This window comes from Clostridiaceae bacterium (assembly GCA_012840395.1).
Taxonomy (GTDB): domain Bacteria; phylum Bacillota; class Clostridia; order Acetivibrionales; family DULL01; genus DULL01.
Genome location: DULL01000002.1, coordinates 1 through 17,409 on the forward strand (window position 1 = coordinate 1; position 17,409 = coordinate 17,409).

General features: G+C 35.6%; 14 protein-coding genes. All 14 read right to left on the bottom strand.

Annotated elements, in window-relative coordinates:
- Nucleotides 1-356, bottom strand: a 356-nt coding sequence (locus GXX20_00180; protein ID HHW30086.1) for a sugar ABC transporter permease, incomplete at its 3' end; no start/stop codon positions are given.
- 107 nt (nt 357-463) lie between these two features.
- Nucleotides 464-1,843, bottom strand: coding sequence for a sugar ABC transporter substrate-binding protein (locus tag GXX20_00185; GenBank protein HHW30087.1), 1,380 nt, complete (start codon nt 1,841-1,843; stop codon nt 464-466).
- A 212-nt stretch (nt 1,844-2,055) separates the two neighbouring features.
- On the bottom strand, nt 2,056-3,687 hold the full coding sequence (locus tag GXX20_00190) for a response regulator (protein ID HHW30088.1): 1,632 nt from the start codon (nt 3,685-3,687) through the stop codon (nt 2,056-2,058).
- Nucleotides 3,688-3,711: 24 nt separating this feature from the next.
- Nucleotides 3,712-4,734 carry a LacI family transcriptional regulator gene (locus GXX20_00195; GenBank protein HHW30089.1) on the bottom strand — a complete coding sequence of 341 codons (1,023 nt, stop codon included), beginning with the start codon at nt 4,732-4,734 and terminating at the stop codon, nt 3,712-3,714.
- Between the two features lie 11 nt (nt 4,735-4,745).
- Nucleotides 4,746-5,969: a U32 family peptidase gene (locus GXX20_00200; protein ID HHW30090.1), complete on the bottom strand. Its 1,224-nt coding sequence runs from the start codon at nt 5,967-5,969 to the stop codon at nt 4,746-4,748.
- A 70-nt stretch (nt 5,970-6,039) separates the two neighbouring features.
- Complete coding sequence (locus GXX20_00205) at nt 6,040-6,684, bottom strand: O-methyltransferase (protein HHW30091.1); 645 nt, start codon at nt 6,682-6,684, stop codon at nt 6,040-6,042.
- A 15-nt stretch (nt 6,685-6,699) separates the two neighbouring features.
- Entirely contained in the window at nt 6,700-7,836 is a 1,137-nt protein-coding gene (gene mltG / locus GXX20_00210; GenBank protein ID HHW30092.1) for an endolytic transglycosylase MltG, read from the bottom strand.
- A gap of 25 nt (nt 7,837-7,861) precedes the next feature.
- The gene (gene typA, locus GXX20_00215) at nt 7,862-9,751 is read right to left on the bottom strand and encodes a translational GTPase TypA (GenBank protein ID HHW30093.1); all 1,890 of its coding nucleotides are present in this window, start codon (nt 9,749-9,751) and stop codon (nt 7,862-7,864) included.
- Nucleotides 9,752-9,774: 23 nt separating this feature from the next.
- Nucleotides 9,775-10,617 (bottom strand): agmatinase, encoded by an 843-nt coding sequence (gene speB, locus GXX20_00220; GenBank protein HHW30094.1) that lies wholly within the window; start codon nt 10,615-10,617, stop codon nt 9,775-9,777.
- Nucleotides 10,610-11,470 (bottom strand): polyamine aminopropyltransferase, encoded by an 861-nt coding sequence (gene speE, locus GXX20_00225; protein HHW30095.1) that lies wholly within the window; start codon nt 11,468-11,470, stop codon nt 10,610-10,612. The genes speB and speE overlap by 8 nt, the downstream gene beginning before the upstream one ends.
- A 71-nt stretch (nt 11,471-11,541) precedes the next feature.
- Complete coding sequence (locus GXX20_00230; GenBank protein ID HHW30096.1) at nt 11,542-12,990, bottom strand: aminotransferase class I/II-fold pyridoxal phosphate-dependent enzyme; 1,449 nt, start codon at nt 12,988-12,990, stop codon at nt 11,542-11,544.
- A gap of 12 nt (nt 12,991-13,002) precedes the next feature.
- Nucleotides 13,003-13,824, bottom strand: coding sequence for an adenosylmethionine decarboxylase (gene speD, locus GXX20_00235; GenBank protein ID HHW30097.1), 822 nt, complete (start codon nt 13,822-13,824; stop codon nt 13,003-13,005).
- 190 nt (nt 13,825-14,014) lie between these two features.
- A complete protein-coding gene (locus GXX20_00240) occupies nt 14,015-15,529 on the bottom strand; it encodes an HD domain-containing protein (protein ID HHW30098.1) in 1,515 nt (504 codons plus the stop codon).
- A complete protein-coding gene (locus tag GXX20_00245) occupies nt 15,510-17,372 on the bottom strand; it encodes a hypothetical protein (protein ID HHW30099.1) in 1,863 nt (620 codons plus the stop codon). Before GXX20_00245 ends, GXX20_00240 begins: the two co-directional genes overlap by 20 nt.
- Between the last annotated feature and the right edge of the window lie 37 nt (nt 17,373-17,409).

The window sequence follows — 17,409 nt, forward strand, 5'->3', positions numbered from 1 at the left end:
GATACAGCAGGAAAATAAAAAGCTGCCCTGGTAAAGGATCTTATAAATTCACTCTTATTATATACAACAACAGATATGAAAAATGAAAATATCAGTACAAGGGGTACATTACCCAGAACCAATAGTACAGTATTATATAATGATTTCATAAAGTTCTGGTCTTTGAATAGTGCAACATAATTTCCAAATCCTATAAAGCTTCGTGACTGTAACCGTACTTTATATAAACTGAGAATTAATGCGTTTATCATAGGGTATATGACAAATAATACAAAGAAAATTAGTGCAGGCAATAAAAAAAGATACCCGGGCGTAATCTTCTTTAATTTTACCAATAACTTGTTGTTGCTTTGCATTATATTCCTCCTGCTCCGTAACAGTAAGTTTTGATTAATGCAGGCCACTGCTTGAGCCTGCATTAATCAACCACTTTTTTCAGTTACCTGAAAATTATTTAAACTAATTATTTTTCATTAATTACCTCTGTAGCCCTGGCTGCAAAGTCGTCAAGAGCCTGTTTTGCTGTCTTTGCACCTGTAAGTGCAGCCTGCAGTTCAGGATACCATAATGCCCTTACCTTTGCATAATTGTTTATTGTATATCCTGTGTCTGCTACATACCTGGATATATTACCTGCATAACTAAGTTCCGGATGGTCATACAGTTGACCCATGGATGCTCTGACCGGGAATGCTCCGCTGGCCAAAACATTTTTCGGATCTTTAGCAAGGTATTCAATAAATTTAGCTGACTCTTCAATCCTCTTCTGATCCTTGTTGTCAAATATGCAGTAACCTATAACCTGAGCCTCAACCTTAACTGATTTTCCATCTATAGAGGGCTGTGGAACAAAGGCAAAATCAAATCCTTCTGCGGCTTTTCCTTCAGCTATTGCCTTGTTAAGAGTATTCATGTTACCAGGTCCGAAAAGTATACAGGTTGCTGCAGCGCCCTGGGTAAACATATCAAGAGCATCTGTTGATGTGAGGGATTCTGCACCTTTCGCAATAAGACCGTTCTTATAGGCATCTAATATCCACTGTAAGCCTTTTACACCTGCTTCACTGTTTATTACAACTTTATCATGTTCTTTATTTACAAAGTCTGCTCCAAAATTCTGTATGAACATTCTGATAGAAGCGTCTCCCTGTTCGTTTCCTGCATAGAATACGATAGGAGCAACATTCTTAAGATTATCTCTTATACCTTCAAGTGCTTTTTGGAATTGATCTATTGTCCATAACCTATCTGGATTGTTTGGATCATCTAAGGGCAGTAAATCTTCTACTCCTGCATCTCTGAATAGTTTTCTGTTTACTCCCATTATTACAGGAGATATATGTGTTGGATACATGTAAATTTTGTCCCCAAGCATGCAATGGTCAAGAATTGACTGGGGTATATCTTTCCTGTCTTCCTCTGTAAACATGAAATTAAGGTCTGCAAGTACTCCCTGAGCTCCATAACCGATTATTCTGCCTGGATAGTCAAATACACTGTCAGGCATTGCATTAGAAGAAATTGCAATGTTTATTTTTTCAGGTCCCTGGTTCCAGGCAAGCATTTCAAATTCAATGTCAACATTGGGATTTTCTTTTACATAAGCGTCAATAAGTTCCTGCTCATATACGCCGTTTTCCTTGCCTTCAACAACATATCTGGGATAAAACCAGAAAGTAATTTTTGTTTTTTCAGCCTTTGTGTCTCCTTGATTTGTGGTTGTACTGTCAGTACCAGTTCCATCAGTTCCGGAATTAGTTTTTTTTCCGCAACCTGCAAACAAACTTGCAATCATTACAACACACAAAGTTAAGGCCACAATTAATTTTAATTTCTTTGACATATAAACCCTCCTTTAGTTAATTTTTCAGAAAGTCATTAGAGATGCACACTGAAATTATAGCATAGTGCACAAAAAGGGACCTTTAAAAAACTAAGTTATTGTTTAAAAAATTAAGGTAACCTTTAGGAGGCAGCTAGAACTTAACAACTTAAATAGTTGAGATAAATCTTAATAATTAACATTTAGATTTGTAGAATTAGGAACTGCCGGCATTAAGAATTGTGGGCATTAAGCTGCCTGTATTCTGTAGGAGATACTCCAATAATATTCTTAAAGCAGGTTGCAAAATAATTAGGATCATTAAAGCCTACTTCATAGGCAACATCGTACATTTTTAAAGATTGGTTCTTTAGGATCAATTCCTCTGCTTTTTTGATCCTGTATCTGCAAATATAGGATGAAAGGCTTTCACCTTTTTCCTTTTTAAATAAGTGGCTGATATAGTTAGGATGCATTCCTACATGGTCTGCAATTTTATCGAGACTGAGATTCTCATCATTATAATTCTGCTCAATATAAATTATTGCTTTTCTTATTGTTGCAGTATGTTTTACATACCTTTTTTTAGATATATAAGCACATAATTTTATTGTAAATTCAGTAATAAACCTTTCATACTCATCAATAGTTGTAAAGCTTTCTATTTGCTCATATATATCAATTTTATCAGTAAATTCAGTTATATCTGCTTCAAATTCATATGCTACTTGTATCAGATAATAAGTTATCCTCTTTAGCTGAATTTTAGCAAGAGCAACGGGATATTTTTCTTTTTTCACCTTAAAATAACCAATGATTGCCTTAAGACTGACAAGGGAATTTTCCTGCTGCCCTATTTTTACACTTTGCATAAATTTTTTCTCATCTTCATAAGGATAATCAGAGGTGTCTGAATTCTGCAGAGTAGTATCACCAATATAAAAAATCTTGCTGGAACTATCAATAAACCTTTCTTCCAATGCAGCCAGTGCTTCAGAATACGACTGGGAAATCTGCAAAATATTGTTTTTTACTTCACCAATTCCTACTACTACATCTGAAGATATTTCCTTTGAAATTCTCTTCATTAGTTCATCAATTAGTGAAAAACAATATTTTCTGGTGGAAGCTTCATCTCTTCCTGAAATAATAAGGATAGCCTTATCATATAAATGGCTTTCTACTATAACTCTTCCCGGATCATCAATCATGCTTACCAACTCATGCATACCCAGTTCCTTAATGAATTTTGCTTCAGGATCTTTACTTGTCTTGTTATCCCTAAAACCATTTTCCATAATAAATACCGCGACCATAAAAAACTCATTTGTCAGATTCAACCCCAGATAAGCAGAAGCACCTAATATTTCTTCTTTATTTTTTATTTCACCGGACAAAATCTTGTTTATTAATCCTGATCTGAAGAAAGGAATCATATCTTTTAATTTTTTCTTCATTTCTTCATATCTACTGTCTTTTTCCTGTTCCTTAATGATATTATCACAAATTTTTTCCAATACTTCTTCAATTTCTGTTGCTGATGAAGGTTTAAGTAAATAGTTTTCCACCCCATACTCAATAGCCTTTTGCGCATAAGTAAACTCATCATGACCAGAGAGAATCATTACTTTTGAAGTAATACCGTCCTCACGTATTTTTTTTAACAGTTCCAGTCCATCCATTTTGGGAAGATTCACATCTAACAGTATAATTTCAGGCTTTTCCTCAATTATTATATTATACCCCATCTCTCCGTTAGAAGCTTCAAGGATTCTAGAAATATTGAACTTATGCCACTGTACCTTTTGAATTATTCCTTTTCTAATTATTAATTCATCTTCAATTACAATAGCTTTTAGATCCATTTTTCCTCCTCAAGTCAAATGAAATCAGATTACGGAACATTCATGGCAAGGTCCTGTAGATTCTCTTATTATTAATTTAGGTTTTAAAGATAAATGTTGAACCGTTGAAACATTATCATTTTCAATTTTTCTAAGTAAAGTATCGACAGCCTTTTCACTCATTTCAAGCACCGGCGGGGCAATTGTAGTAAGGGGGGTACTGAAATAAGCAGATTCTCTGATATTATCAAAACCTATAACAGATATATCTTCAGGTACTCTCATACCTGCCTCGGCTATTGCTTTGAGAGCCCCCTGAGCCATAGTATCATAGGACACAAAAACAGCAGTGGGAATTTCCTTCTCCCCAAGCAACTCTTTCATTCTTAAATATCCTCCCAGTTCAAGTCTTTCATAGCCGTATTTCACAAATTTTTCATTAATGGTGAGGTTGCGCTTCTTCATAGCTTCAACATATGCAGGATACCGTGTACCCATTGAAAGATACTCGCTGATGAAGCCTATTCTTCTATGTCCCAATTTGTATAAATGATCTATGGCTATATCAATGCCATACATATTATCTATTTCAATCACATCAAAATCCGGAATATCTATAAAATACTCAATAATAACAACAGGAATTTTCAGAATTTTCCTGGCTTTTACAATCTCTTTTCCAAACTTTATTCGATCATGAACGCTGATCAGTATTCCATCAAGATTCTTTCTCACAAACAATTCAAGATAATGAAATTCATTTTCATGTTTAAATCCTGTTTGTCCAATAATTAATGAATAGCCCTGATCTTTAAGCTTAGACTCTACCGCTCCAACAAGGCCTGCATAGTAGTTGCAGTCTAACTCGGGAAGTATTATACCTATTGTTTTAGATCTTTTTCCTGCCAATACTTTTGCGGTTTCATTTGGTATATATCCAAGCTCATTGGCAACTTTAAGGATTTTTTCCCGGGTTTTTGAAGCAATTTTACCACTATCACTTAATGCCCGGGACACTGTCGATTTATTAACACCAACTCTTTCGGCAATATCTTTCAATGTAGGCATGTACTTCTCTCCTACCCCTCTCTTCTCAAAATGGTATATGGCACAACTTCATGGTCCATAGGCATATACACAGTCATCTGAGGATGGGGTGCGACGTCAATATCCTCCCCCTCTGAATTTTTCATACTTTTAATTTTTTGTTTGAAATAATCTCCCTTTGGCATTACTACTTCTATTTCTTCTCCTTTATACATCCTGTTTCTTTGTTCTACTTTTGCAATTCCCGTATTCTTATCATAAGAAATAACCAGACCAACAAAATCATACTCTCTGATGTATGAACTTGTATGATAGATTTGCTCTTTACCGGTTGGCTTATTAAAATAAAAACCAGTCGTATACTCCCTGTGGCTTGCCTTAGAGATTTCCTCCATCCATTTGGGGCTGAAAACGTAATTGACCGGATCCCGGTAATAGGCGTCTAAAGCCTCTCTATAGGCCTTTACCACTGTTGCCACATAATAAGAACTTTTCATACGCCCTTCAATTTTGACACTGGATACACCAGTAGCAATAATTTCTGGAAGATGCTCAATCATACATAAATCTTTTGAGTTAAAAATATATGTTCCCCGTTCATCTTCAAAAACAGGCATATATTTTCCCGGCCTTTTTTCTTCAACCAGGTAATACTTCCACCTGCATGGATGAGCGCACAATCCCCTGTTGGAATCCCTCTCAGCCATATAATTGCTAAGAAGGCACCTACCTGAGTATGAAATACACATAGCTCCGTGTATAAAGATTTCCAGTTCCAGTTTCGGAGATGTTTTTTCTCTTATTTCTTTTATCTCATCCAGGGACAACTCCCGTGCAAGTATTATTCTTTTTACTCCATGCTTATACCAGAACTCAGCACTTTTCCAGTTAGTATTATTTGCCTGGGTGCTGATATGAATTTCCATATCCGGAGCAGTTTCTTTTATAATAGAAAAAACTCCGGGATCAGATATAATTACAGCATCTACTCCCAGGTTCCGGACATTTTTTATATACTCATCCATTCCCTTTAAATCACTGTTATGTGGTATGATATTCATGGTCAGGTAAAACTTTTTCCCCATGGAATGGGCAAAATCTATACCCTCTTTCATCTCCTCAAGGGTAAAATTACCTGCATTAGCTCTTAATCCATACTCATTTCCTCCGGCATATACGGCATCGGCTCCATATATTATTGCCATTTTTAATTTTTCAAGATTTCCTGCTGGTGCCAGCAGTTCAACCTTATTCATATATTCCTCCCATATAACTTTGCAATATCATCGCATGCATTTCCATCAGTAAAGCAATATTAGTCTGATACTAATCTGATATTTTGCAGGATATGGCTACCCCATCCCCAATGGGTATAATGCTTGTGCTTAGAATCCGGCTGCTGCAAATTGCATCCAGATAATCCCTCATTCTTCTGACAATAGTATTCTTCCTTCTTATAACCAAATCATCACTGGCTATCATACCTTTATATAAAACATTATCCGAAACAAGTACTCCACCTGTCTGAAGCAATCTGAGTATATCAGGAAGGAGTTCAAGGTAATGGCCTTTTGAAGCATCCAAAAAAATAAAATCATACTTTTTTTCGAGACACTTCAAAACATCAAGAGCATCTCCTGTAATCACATTAATTCTTTTTTCCAATTCTGCCTGCCGGATGTTATATTTAGCTTTTTCAGTCATGTCATAGGACCGGTCTATGGTATCAATGCTTCCTTCATCTCCAAGTGCATGTGCCATTAAAATTGCTGAATAACCGAGAGCAGTACCTATTTCCAATACTCTTCTGGGTCTGGAAATATGGCATAGCACTTCCAGTAATCTGGCAGTTTCAGGCTGCACTATCGGTATATTAAACTCTTGAGCATAATCCCTTAATTTGAGCAAAAAACCTTCATCTTTTTTAATAGTGTTTCTAATATACTCAGTAACAAAATCTTGACATATCATTATTTTTTCACCGGACTAATTGCTAGCTTTGTTCTTCTGCGCTCTTAATTGGGCATTTACATGGTCCCTGTATGTTGTAGAGAAGTAATGGGTACCTGTACCATCTTCCTTGGAAACAAAATACAAATAATCATGCTCCTCAGGATAGAGGGCTGCAATAATTGAGTCTCTTCCCGGTGAAGATATAGGTCCCGGAGGTAAACCTTCATATATATAAGTGTTATATGGATCATCTATCTTTTCATCTTCAAGAGATAAGGACTCCTTAAATATTCCAAGTTGCTTAAATAAAATATATTGAATAGTGGCACAGGACTGGAGTTTTTTCAATGCAGGGTCTTTGCTTTTCAGCCTGTTATGAAAAACTCCTGAAATAATATCCCTTTCCTCTGCAATTTTAGCTTCCCTTTCAATTATTGAGGCAAGAATAACAACCTGATCCACTGTCATTCCAAGTGTTTTCGCCCTTTCATAGTATTCGGGTATAAATATCTTGTTAAACTGTCCTAACATAACGGACACAATCTGTCTTTCTCCGCCGTTTTTGTCAAATTTATAGGTTTCTGGAAATAAATAACCTTCAAGCCTGTTTTCTCTTTCCTTGGGTATATATTTTATAAATTCATAGTCAAATTCTTCTGTGTTGCATACTTCAATGAACTTTTTCCTGTCAATAAGCTTTAGTTTTTCAAGTCTGTCTATTATCTGTTCAAAGGTATACCCTTCAGGTATTGTGACAGTAATACTCGGATTATCCTGCGGTCTGCTGGTAAGTATTCTCATAAGCATATCATAGCCCTGGATATTGTCATAATTTCTTTTGCTGTCAATAAGGTGTATGCCTGACATATATAAACCATCATATCCATTTAGCTTTGAAATTATTCTGAATAATGTAGTATTTTCAATTACTCCATTCTGCTTAAGAATCTCTGCAATTTGGGCAGTATTAGAACCAAGAGGAATCTCTATGGGTCTAGCTCTTTCTGGGTCTATATTAATAACAACTTCCTTTTGTCCACTACTGCTTGTTCTTATAACATAACTATAGGAAAAATATGCACTTATTAATGCAATAAGAATGTAAGCAAGCAAGAAAATAAGCCTTATGATCCACTTATTCTTCTTCCGGGGTCCAGAAACCTTTCCCATAAATACAACTCCTCCCGCATTATTGTTACATTTTGTTTCTTGCTTTGGCTCTTTGTTCAGTATCAAGTATTTTCTTTCTTAATCTTATATTTTTTGGTGTTACTTCAACTAATTCATCTTCAGCTATAAACTCTAAAGCCTGTTCAAGGCTTAAAATTGTTGCAGGAGTTAGTCTGAGAGCCTCATCTGATCCTGATGCCCGCATGTTGGTAACATGTTTCTTTTTGCATACATTGACTACGATATCCTCAGACCTGGCATTTTCTCCCACTATCATTCCTTCATATACCCTAGTGCCAGGAGTTATAAAGAGAGTTCCTCTTTCCTGGGCATTATACAACCCATAGGTTACTGCCTCACCGTCTTCCCAGGCAACTAATGAACCCCTTGGCCTTCCTGAAATATCACCTTTATATGGTTCATATCCGTGAAATACATGATACATTATACCATTACCCTTAGTATCAGTCAAAAATTCAGAACGATACCCTATCAATCCCCTGGCCGGAACTTTAAATTCAAGTCTCATATAACCTTCAGTGGCAGAATACATATTTACCAATTCAGCTTTCCTGGTTCCCAATTTCTCCATGACTACTCCCATATAATTCTCAGGAATATCAATTGTAAGAAATTCAACAGGTTCATATTTTACACCGTCAATCTCTTTAATAATAGCCTTTGGTTTTGAAACCTGAAATTCATATCCTTCTCTTCTCATAGTTTCAATCAGAATTGACAAATGTAATTCTCCTCTCCCTGAAACAATAAAAGAATCAGGTGTATCGGTTTCTTCCACTTTAAGGCTTACGTTTGTTTCCAGTTCTTTAAAAAGCCTGTCTCTTAAATGTCTTGACGTTACATAAGTTCCTTCGGTTCCCGCAAAAGGACTATCATTTACACTAAATGTCATGGTTATAGTTGGTTCCTCAATTGTTATAAAAGGAAGGGGATCGGGATATTCAACGCTGCATATAGTTTCACCAATATTTATATCCCCTGCTCCCGCTATTGCAACAATATCTCCCAACATTGCTTCTTCTACGCTGATCCTTTTTAAACCTTCAAACTTAAATAATTTTCCTACTTTAATTATTTGCTGAGAACCATCTTTTTTACAAACAACTGCCTGCTGCCCTGACTTAATTTTGCCGCGGGTAATCCTTCCTACTCCGATTCTTCCTATATATTCATCATAGTCTATACTTGAAATTTGTAACTGGAGAGGTTTATCAACATATCCCATTGGTGCAGGTACATTATTGATTATACTTTGAAACAGTGGTTCCAGGTTTTTTCTTTCATCTTCCAAATCATTTACTGCAAAACCATTTCTTGAAGAAGCATACAATAGTTTAAAATCGGCCTGCTTATCATTTGCACCCAGTTCTAAAAATAAATCCAAAACCTGGTCGGCAACTTCATAAGGTCTGGCATCAGGCCTGTCGATCTTATTAATAACCACTATTGGAACCAAATCATATTCCAGAGCTTTTTTTAATACAAACCTTGTCTGGGGCATGGGGCCTTCAAAAGCGTCAACCAGCAGTAATACCCCGTCAACCATATTGAGCACCCGTTCGACTTCTCCGCCAAAATCCGCATGCCCCGGTGTATCAACAATGTTTATTTTAATTCCTTTGTAATTTACGGCAGTGTTTTTGGCGAGGATAGTTATTCCCCGTTCCCGCTCTAATTCATTTGAATCCAAAATTCTCTCTTGTACCTGTTCATTAGATCTGAAGATCCCGCTTTGTTTTAACATTCCGTCAACCAGTGTGGTCTTTCCATGATCAACATGCGCAATTATTGCTATATTTCTTATATCTTCTCTAATTATTATTTCTTCTCTATCTTTTTCCACATTAATTCCCCTCAAATCAGAGTCTAAGCTGTTAAAATTAGCAAAATTCATTTTAGAATATACCTATTAATTTGTCAAATTATCAATAATAGCTCCCTCATAAGCTTGCATGCTACCGCGGTAGATACACCACTTTGATCATAGATTGGAGATAATTCATTTATATCAATACCTACTATATTAAGAGACGCCAGTTTCAGGCAAGCCTTCAGAAGCTCATTAAAACTTACACCGCCTCCCTCAGGAGTACCTGTTCCCGGGAATATTGACGGATCCAATACATCCAGATCAATAGAAACGTAAACAGGTTTTCCAATTAGTTTTTCAACTACTTCTATTAACCTTTCAAAAGTAAATTTCTGAGTAAAAAGATGATTCTTCCCCCATAAAAATTCTTCTTTATCACCTGAACGAATGCCGAACTGAAATATTCTGTTATCGCCTATAATGTCCCATACCCTTCTCATCACTGTGGCATGAGAGAATTTTTCCCCCAGATATTCATCCCTTAAATCAGCATGGGCATCAAAATGAATAATGTGAAGGTCTGGGAATTTTTCTGCAACAGCTTTAACCGCTCCATAAGTAACCAAATGCTCCCCTCCGATCATAAAAGGGATTTTATTATCAGTTACAATTTTTCGTACATATTCCTCTATAACGCTAAGAGCTTTTTGAGGGTTTCCATAAGCAAGTTCCAGATCTCCGGCGTCAAAAACACATATTTCGGATAAATCCCTGTCCTGATATGGACTATATGTTTCTATACCGCAAGATTCACTACGTATGGCACTACTTGCAAATCTTGCGCCCGGCCGAAAAGAAGTAGTAGAATCAAAGGGAGCACCAAAAATTACAATTCTTGATTCATCATATTCACTTTCACATCCAATAAATGTCTGAAGTTTCCTATTCATCTTCATCTTCTTTTGTCAAAAGCTCCTTTACATAAGTAGGTAATGCAAAACTGCCTCTATGAATTTCAGTATTGTAATATTTTGTTGCTATTCCTAAATCATTCCATTCTTTATCGTTAATGTCCAACAGTGGGTCATATTTTTTTGAAGCAAATCCAAAAAGCCAATGACCTGACGGGTATGTGGGAATATGGGCCTGATATACCCGGCATATGGGAAAAAGCTCTTTAATACGCTTGTGAGCTCTCCTCATTGCCTTGACATATGTATTATAATAAGGGTTTTCATGCTGATTAACAAGTATACCGTCTTCCTTCAAAGCCTTATAACAATTTCCGTAAAATTCTTTAGTAAACAAACCTTCTCCAGGCCCAAAAGGGTCTGTGGAATCAACAATAATAAGGTCATACTCTTCCTGTTTTGCCCTTATAAATTTCAAACCGTCCTCATAATATATACTTACCCTAGGATCATCAAGCTTGCAGGCCGTTTGTTGCAAATACTCTCTTGAGACATCTACCACCATTTTATCTATTTCAACCATTTCTATTTTTTCAATGCTGCTATATCTTGTAAGTTCTCTTACAGTCCCGCCGTCACCTCCGCCAATAACAAGCACATTTCTGACATTTATATTAGTTGCCATAGGTACGTGGACTATCATATCATGATAGATAAACTCATCCTTTTCAGTTACCATCATTAAACCATCAAGCGTCAGAAATCTCCCGAATTCTTTTGAATCAAAAACATCTATTCTCTGATAATTGCTCTGCCTTGAAAATAAATGCTTGTCCACCTTTATTGAAAAATATACATTATCTGTATGTTTCTCTGTGTACCACAACTCCATAAACTTACCGCCTTTCCATTTCTGTTGCAAAATATTCCTTCATTGATAATTATGGGGACTATCATCCAGTTTCATACCACTACTTTAATATTATTTATTGTCATATCTTCCGTTCCCGTAAGCAAGCTTCCCTTTTGTTTGGCATATTCAATATACTCAATTACCTTTCCGGTTATACGTTCCCCGGGTGCAAGTATTGGTATGCCAGGAGGATAACACATTACAAACTCACCACATATGAATCCTTTACTCTTGGATATGGGCAAGGATTTTTTATCTTTATAAAAGGCCTCTTGAGGTGCCATAACCACTTCAGGATTAATATATTCCACGGGAAACATTCCTGTCTTATCCTTTGAATGCAATCTTTTTATTTCAGACAAAGAAGAGACCAGGCGTTCTATTTCCAATTCCCTGTCACCCACTGAAATAATAGCCAGAATATTTCCTATATCTCCAAATTCAATTTGTATTCCGTATTCATCCCTCAATATATCGTATACTTCTATTCCCGCAAGACCTATATCCATGGTATGAACCGAAAGTTTTGTCCTGTCAAAATCAAAAAAACTGTTTCCGTCTGTTAATTCCTGTCCGAAAGCATAGTATCCGCCTATCTTGTTTATCTCATTCCTGGCATACTCTGCAAGGCCTACAACCTTTTCATATATTTCCTCTCCCCTGATAGCCAGGTTACGCCTTGAAATATCCAATGAAGACAATAAAAGATAGGACCCGCTGGTAGTTTGGGTAAGATTCAAAATCTGACGTACATAACCTGCGTTTATATTTTTGCTCATAAGGAGAAAAGAACTCTGTGTAAGGGAACCGCCAGTTTTATGCATACTAACTGCAGCCATATCAGCTCCCGCTTTCATGGCAGATACAGGCAAATTCTTTCCAAAATAAAAATGCGTGCCATGAGCCTCATCAACCAGGACTTTCATATTATTTTTATGTGCAAGTTGCACAATGGTTTTTAAATCTGAACAGACTCCGTAATAGGTAGGGTTATTCACAAAAACAGCTTTTGCGTCAGGATTTTCATTAATGGCTTTCTCAATATCTTTAACCGTCATACCAAGAGGTATTCCAAGCTTTTCTTGCACTCCGGGATTCACATATACTGGTATTGCTCCGCATATTACGAGGGCATTAATCGCACTCCGGTGAACATTACGGGGCATAATTATCTTATCGTTTCTTTTACATGTGCTCATTATCATGGTTTGTACCGCAGCTGTTGTACCATTCACTATGAAAAAAACATTTTCCGCTCCAAAAGCTTCTGCAGCAAGTTCTTCGGCTTCCTTAATCACTGATACGGGATGGCAGAGATTATCTAGCAGTCTCATTGAATTAACATCCACTGAAAGGCACTGTTTTCCCAATAGTTCTGCCAATTCCGCATTGCCGCGCCCCTGCTTGTGCCCGGGAACATCAAAAGGAACTACCCTTAGAGATTTATATTTTACCAGTGCTTCATATATAGGTGCTTTTGACTGTGAAGTGCTTTTCATTCAAGCACCTCCCTATTCACCAAAAACATTCATGCCACTGAAAATTTCAATCATTTCCTTCCGGAGGCTGTTAATAATTGCAAGACGTTGTTTGGGTGGCAATTCATATACGTCTTTGTTGAACAGGTAGTCCTGTAATTCAATTTCTTTTATCATCATCTTGGTATGAAAAATATTGGATTGGTATACATTGACATCTATAGCATCATATTTTGTAAGGGTGCTTTCATCAATATAATCCTGTATGGAAGTTATTTCGTGATCAATGAAATACTTTTTACCATCTACATCTCTGGTAAATCCTCGTACCCTGTAGTCGATTGTAATAATATCTGAATCAAAACTTCCTATTAAATAATTTAGAGCGTTCAGCGGTGATATTTTGCCACAAGTTGAAACATCAATATCAACCCGAAATGTAGATATTGCATTTCCCGGATGGTATTCAGGATATGTGTGCACAGTAACATGGCTCTTATCAAGGTGTCCAAGTACTGTTTCACGCTTTCCTGCAACAGGATAAAGCCCCAGGTTACATGATTTATCAATCATTTCTTCTGGTAGTGCTTCTTCACTAATTAATAATGTAACGCTGGCTCCCTGTGGGTCATAATCCTGCTTTGAAATATTGAGGACATGAGCGCCTATGATATCAGTAACGCCGCACAGTATTTTTGTTAATCTTTCTGAATTATATTGCTCATCAATGTATGCAACATAATCCTTGCGTTCTCTCTCATCATTTGCATAACACACATCATAGATATTGAAACTAAGAGTTTTCGTGAGGTTGTTAAAGCCGTACAATTTCAGCTTATTCTGCAACCCTAACACCACTACCTTTCATGAAATAATCAAAAAAAGCATATGGCAAATATGTTGAATTGTCAAGTACTGTTTGAGATAAATTATCCAACACTACTTAAAAAAGCATGTATTTTCTGCAGTACTCATGTTGTTATAAATATACTTGGAAGGAATTATTGGAAGGAATTCTCTTTGACAGGAAGGAAAGGTTTTTAATTTAATATGAAGATTCACTTTCAAATGCTATCTTATCATAGTTAGACAGTAAACCAATAAATTTTGATACAATTATACTATCAAATTGGGGTCCTGATCCAGTTATTAACTGTTCTATTGCCTGATCAAGAGTTAATTTTTTCCGATAGTGCCTGTCTGACATCATGGCATCAAAAGCATCAGCTACAGAAAGTATCCGGGAATATAGCGGAATTTCCTCACCTTTTAGTCCAAAAGGATAACCTTTGCCGTCAATTCTTTCATGATGGTGTTTTATAATGGGAATAACCTCTTTAAAGGTTGATAGAGCTGAAAGTATCTGAGCCCCTTTAAGAGGATGCTTTTTAATTTCATCGTATTCTTCATCAGTTAACTTACCTGCCTTAAGTAAAATATCATCAGAGATACCTATTTTACCAACGTCATGAAATATCCCGCTGACTCTCAGCAGTTCAAGTTCAGCGTCAGAGAGATTTAAAATTTTTCCTATTTCTACTGCATAATATGATACTCTGTCAGAATGTCCCCTGGTATATATGTCTCTTGCATCTACAGCTTTTCTCAGCACTTCTATTGTATCTACATATCTTGTCCTGAGTTGTTCATATGCTATGTTTAGCTCTTCATTCTTCTTATTCACAACGCTATGCAGAAAGGAGTTATTAAGAGAAGCTGAAATCTGGTTGGTAAATATCTCCAGAAGTTTCAGAATCTCATCACTTCCCTCAATACTTGAATTTTCGATATATATTATGCCTAAAGATTCTTTATACTCAATAGATAGAGGAAGAATAATGGTGCCGTCTTTTTTATAAACCGGCTGCATTGTTGTTCTAACCTTGAATATATCCTCAATAATTGCAGGTTCCAATTTGTCAGGAAAAAAATTATTCTCTGAGCTGTATTTACCAATACCTACAAAAATACTTTCTTTTTCATCATCAAACAATTTCAGTGGATCATCAACCATTACAAAAATATCATTACTATTGGAAAAGGAAATAACTTGAGGCAGCGCCCTTCTGATAATTTCTTGAGGAGGCTGAAGCTGATATATTTCCGGCGCAGAAGAAACTATTCTGTCCAGTCCATTTCTGAAGGTTCTAATAGTTCTCTCATGGACTATTGATTTTATACCTGACTCCACCAAAAGCAGCAGTTGTTCAAATTTATCGCTTTTTTCACAATACCCTTGAATATCCAATTCTTTGATGGTTTCGAGCGGGGGAGCAAGATCCTTATGCCCGGTAAGCAACAGGATATATAGGTCACGATTGAATTCTCTTATCTTTTCAACAACCTTATCTCCATGAATTGGATTCATAAGGTAGTCCAAAATAAGAATATCGTAGTGTTCCTGTCGAATACTTTCGATAGCTTCTATAGGATCTGTAAAACCTGTAAAATCATAACCATTTTTTCTCAATACTACGGATAGAGAATCAATAATGCCTATTTCATCATCTATAGCCACTATTCTATATCCTGTTTGTGCTCTAATGATTCTTTTTCTCATCAATTACCCCCGTAAAGTTTGCAGACCTTTCATATGGAATGGATACATAAAAAGTCGTACCTTTCCCATTTTCTGATGTGAAGCTAATATTTCCACCAAAACGCCCTTTAATATTTATATATGACATGTACAGGCCTAACCCAGTACCTTCTTTTCCTTTTGTTGTAACCATTTCTTTGAAAAGCTTATTCCTTATATTTAAGGGTATACCCTGTCCATAATCTCTTATAGAGAATACAATTTCATTATCTACTAAATTAATGTTAAAGTCAATATCGCCACTACCTCCATTATAAGAATGTATGGCATTCATAATAATATTATCAAAAACTTGAACCAGACTGTTAATATCTCCTTGCAGCTGGGTATTCATATCAACCTGAAAGTTTATATTGAGGTTACAGTGATATCTTTTTAATTCATGTTTCATTAAGAGTTCTACTCTTTTAACTACTTCGTCCAAAGTAAAACTCTCCGGGAAATCCGATTCAATTTGCATAGCTTGCCCTTTAACCGTTGAAATAATATCGGACATGTATGAACAATGGGGTTTCATTTTTTCAAGCCACGACATCATCTCCTTCGCTATTTCACGGTGGTCTTCAAGAGTAACCTGCGGGTCCCCTATTGACAAGTCATACTCGCTAACAAGGTCTTTCAACGCTTCAATACCACCTGCAATTGACATAATAGGAGTTTTTAAATTATGGGCAATTCCTCCTATTAATTGTCCCAGTGAAGCCAATCTCTCTTTTTCCATCAGTATTGCTTGTTTCTCTTTTATTGTTTGTAAATCCTTTTTACTTTGAGTGATATCTTTAAAAAGTACTATTGTACCTACATGGTTGTCATTTGGAATTATAGGGGTAAATTCAATAGTAAAATACTTGTTGAAACTGCCATGTTTTATGTTAGCTTCAAAAGAAAAAGTCTTCCTTTCTTCTTTGGAAGCATTTAAATATCTTTCAAATTCTTTTAAATCAATACCTTCAAGATCATTAGACTCAATCATTTCAAAAAAGCTTTTTTTCCGGTTGATCTGAAAAATATCTTTAAATGTATCAGTAAAAGTTTTATTGTAATCAATTATGTCAAATTCTTCATTCAAAACAACAAAACTATCTGAAATAAGGTCTACAACCTTCTGAAGAGCGATAGGAGATATATTCAGAAAATTATATTTTTGTATTGCATAAATATAACATATAGCAGCAAAAGTGAAAGAAATTGGTGTTGCTGCCGCAGATAATTTTACAATTTTAAATGAATATAATATATTAACAACTAAAGGAAATGAAGTACCAAAAACAATTAAAACGGATTGTTTGGAAAAAAACCCTGAATTCTTAAAAGAAAAATAGAATAAATAACATAATCCTATTACCACATATGTATATAATATTAAACTATGAATTGGAAAATAACTGCCATAGACTATATCACCTTCATTAAAGGAATAATTCTTATAAAACAACTTGTGATAGTCATTTGTAAGCAATATTAAATAGGAGAATGTAGGAGGGATCAATAATAAATGATGTTTTGCAGATATTTTTACCTCAGTGCGGGCAAATATTATACCTGTGGCCATCAATGCAAGTGGTGAATAGCATACACCAAAATAACTGATCAACATAAGAATTTTCCCGTCACTGCCATAAAGATAATGAGCATAATCTCTAAGCAATACTGCAAAACACCAAATAAACATTAATATCATATTACTGAAGAATGCATAATGAATTTGTTTCTTTCTTTTAATCCTGATAATATAAAATAATATAAACAAGATAATAAGCACTGATAAATGCAATAAAACAAATACCAGGTCAATTTTTTTCATTTAATATTACATCTCTTTCTTTGACTAATTAAAATTA

Bases quoted from the DNA above. Each gene is read 5' to 3' on its own strand.
- GXX20_00185 (HHW30087.1), bottom strand. From the start codon at position 1,843: ATGTCAAAGAAATTAAAATTAATTGTGGCCTTAACTTTGTGTGTTGTA.
- GXX20_00190 (HHW30088.1), bottom strand. From the start codon at position 3,687: ATGGATCTAAAAGCTATTGTAATTGAAGATGAATTAATAATTAGAAAA.
- GXX20_00195 (HHW30089.1), bottom strand. From the start codon at position 4,734: ATGCCTACATTGAAAGATATTGCCGAAAGAGTTGGTGTTAATAAATCG.
- GXX20_00200 (HHW30090.1), bottom strand. From the start codon at position 5,969: ATGAATAAGGTTGAACTGCTGGCACCAGCAGGAAATCTTGAAAAATTA.
- GXX20_00205 (HHW30091.1), bottom strand. From the start codon at position 6,684: ATGATATGTCAAGATTTTGTTACTGAGTATATTAGAAACACTATTAAA.
- mltG (HHW30092.1), bottom strand. From the start codon at position 7,836: ATGGGAAAGGTTTCTGGACCCCGGAAGAAGAATAAGTGGATCATAAGG.
- typA (HHW30093.1), bottom strand. From the start codon at position 9,751: ATGAATTTTGCTAATTTTAACAGCTTAGACTCTGATTTGAGGGGAATT.
- speB (HHW30094.1), bottom strand. From the start codon at position 10,617: ATGAATAGGAAACTTCAGACATTTATTGGATGTGAAAGTGAATATGAT.
- speE (HHW30095.1), bottom strand. From the start codon at position 11,470: ATGGAGTTGTGGTACACAGAGAAACATACAGATAATGTATATTTTTCA.
- GXX20_00230 (HHW30096.1), bottom strand. From the start codon at position 12,990: ATGAAAAGCACTTCACAGTCAAAAGCACCTATATATGAAGCACTGGTA.
- GXX20_00240 (HHW30098.1), bottom strand. From the start codon at position 15,529: ATGAGAAAAAGAATCATTAGAGCACAAACAGGATATAGAATAGTGGCT.
- GXX20_00245 (HHW30099.1), bottom strand. From the start codon at position 17,372: ATGAAAAAAATTGACCTGGTATTTGTTTTATTGCATTTATCAGTGCTT.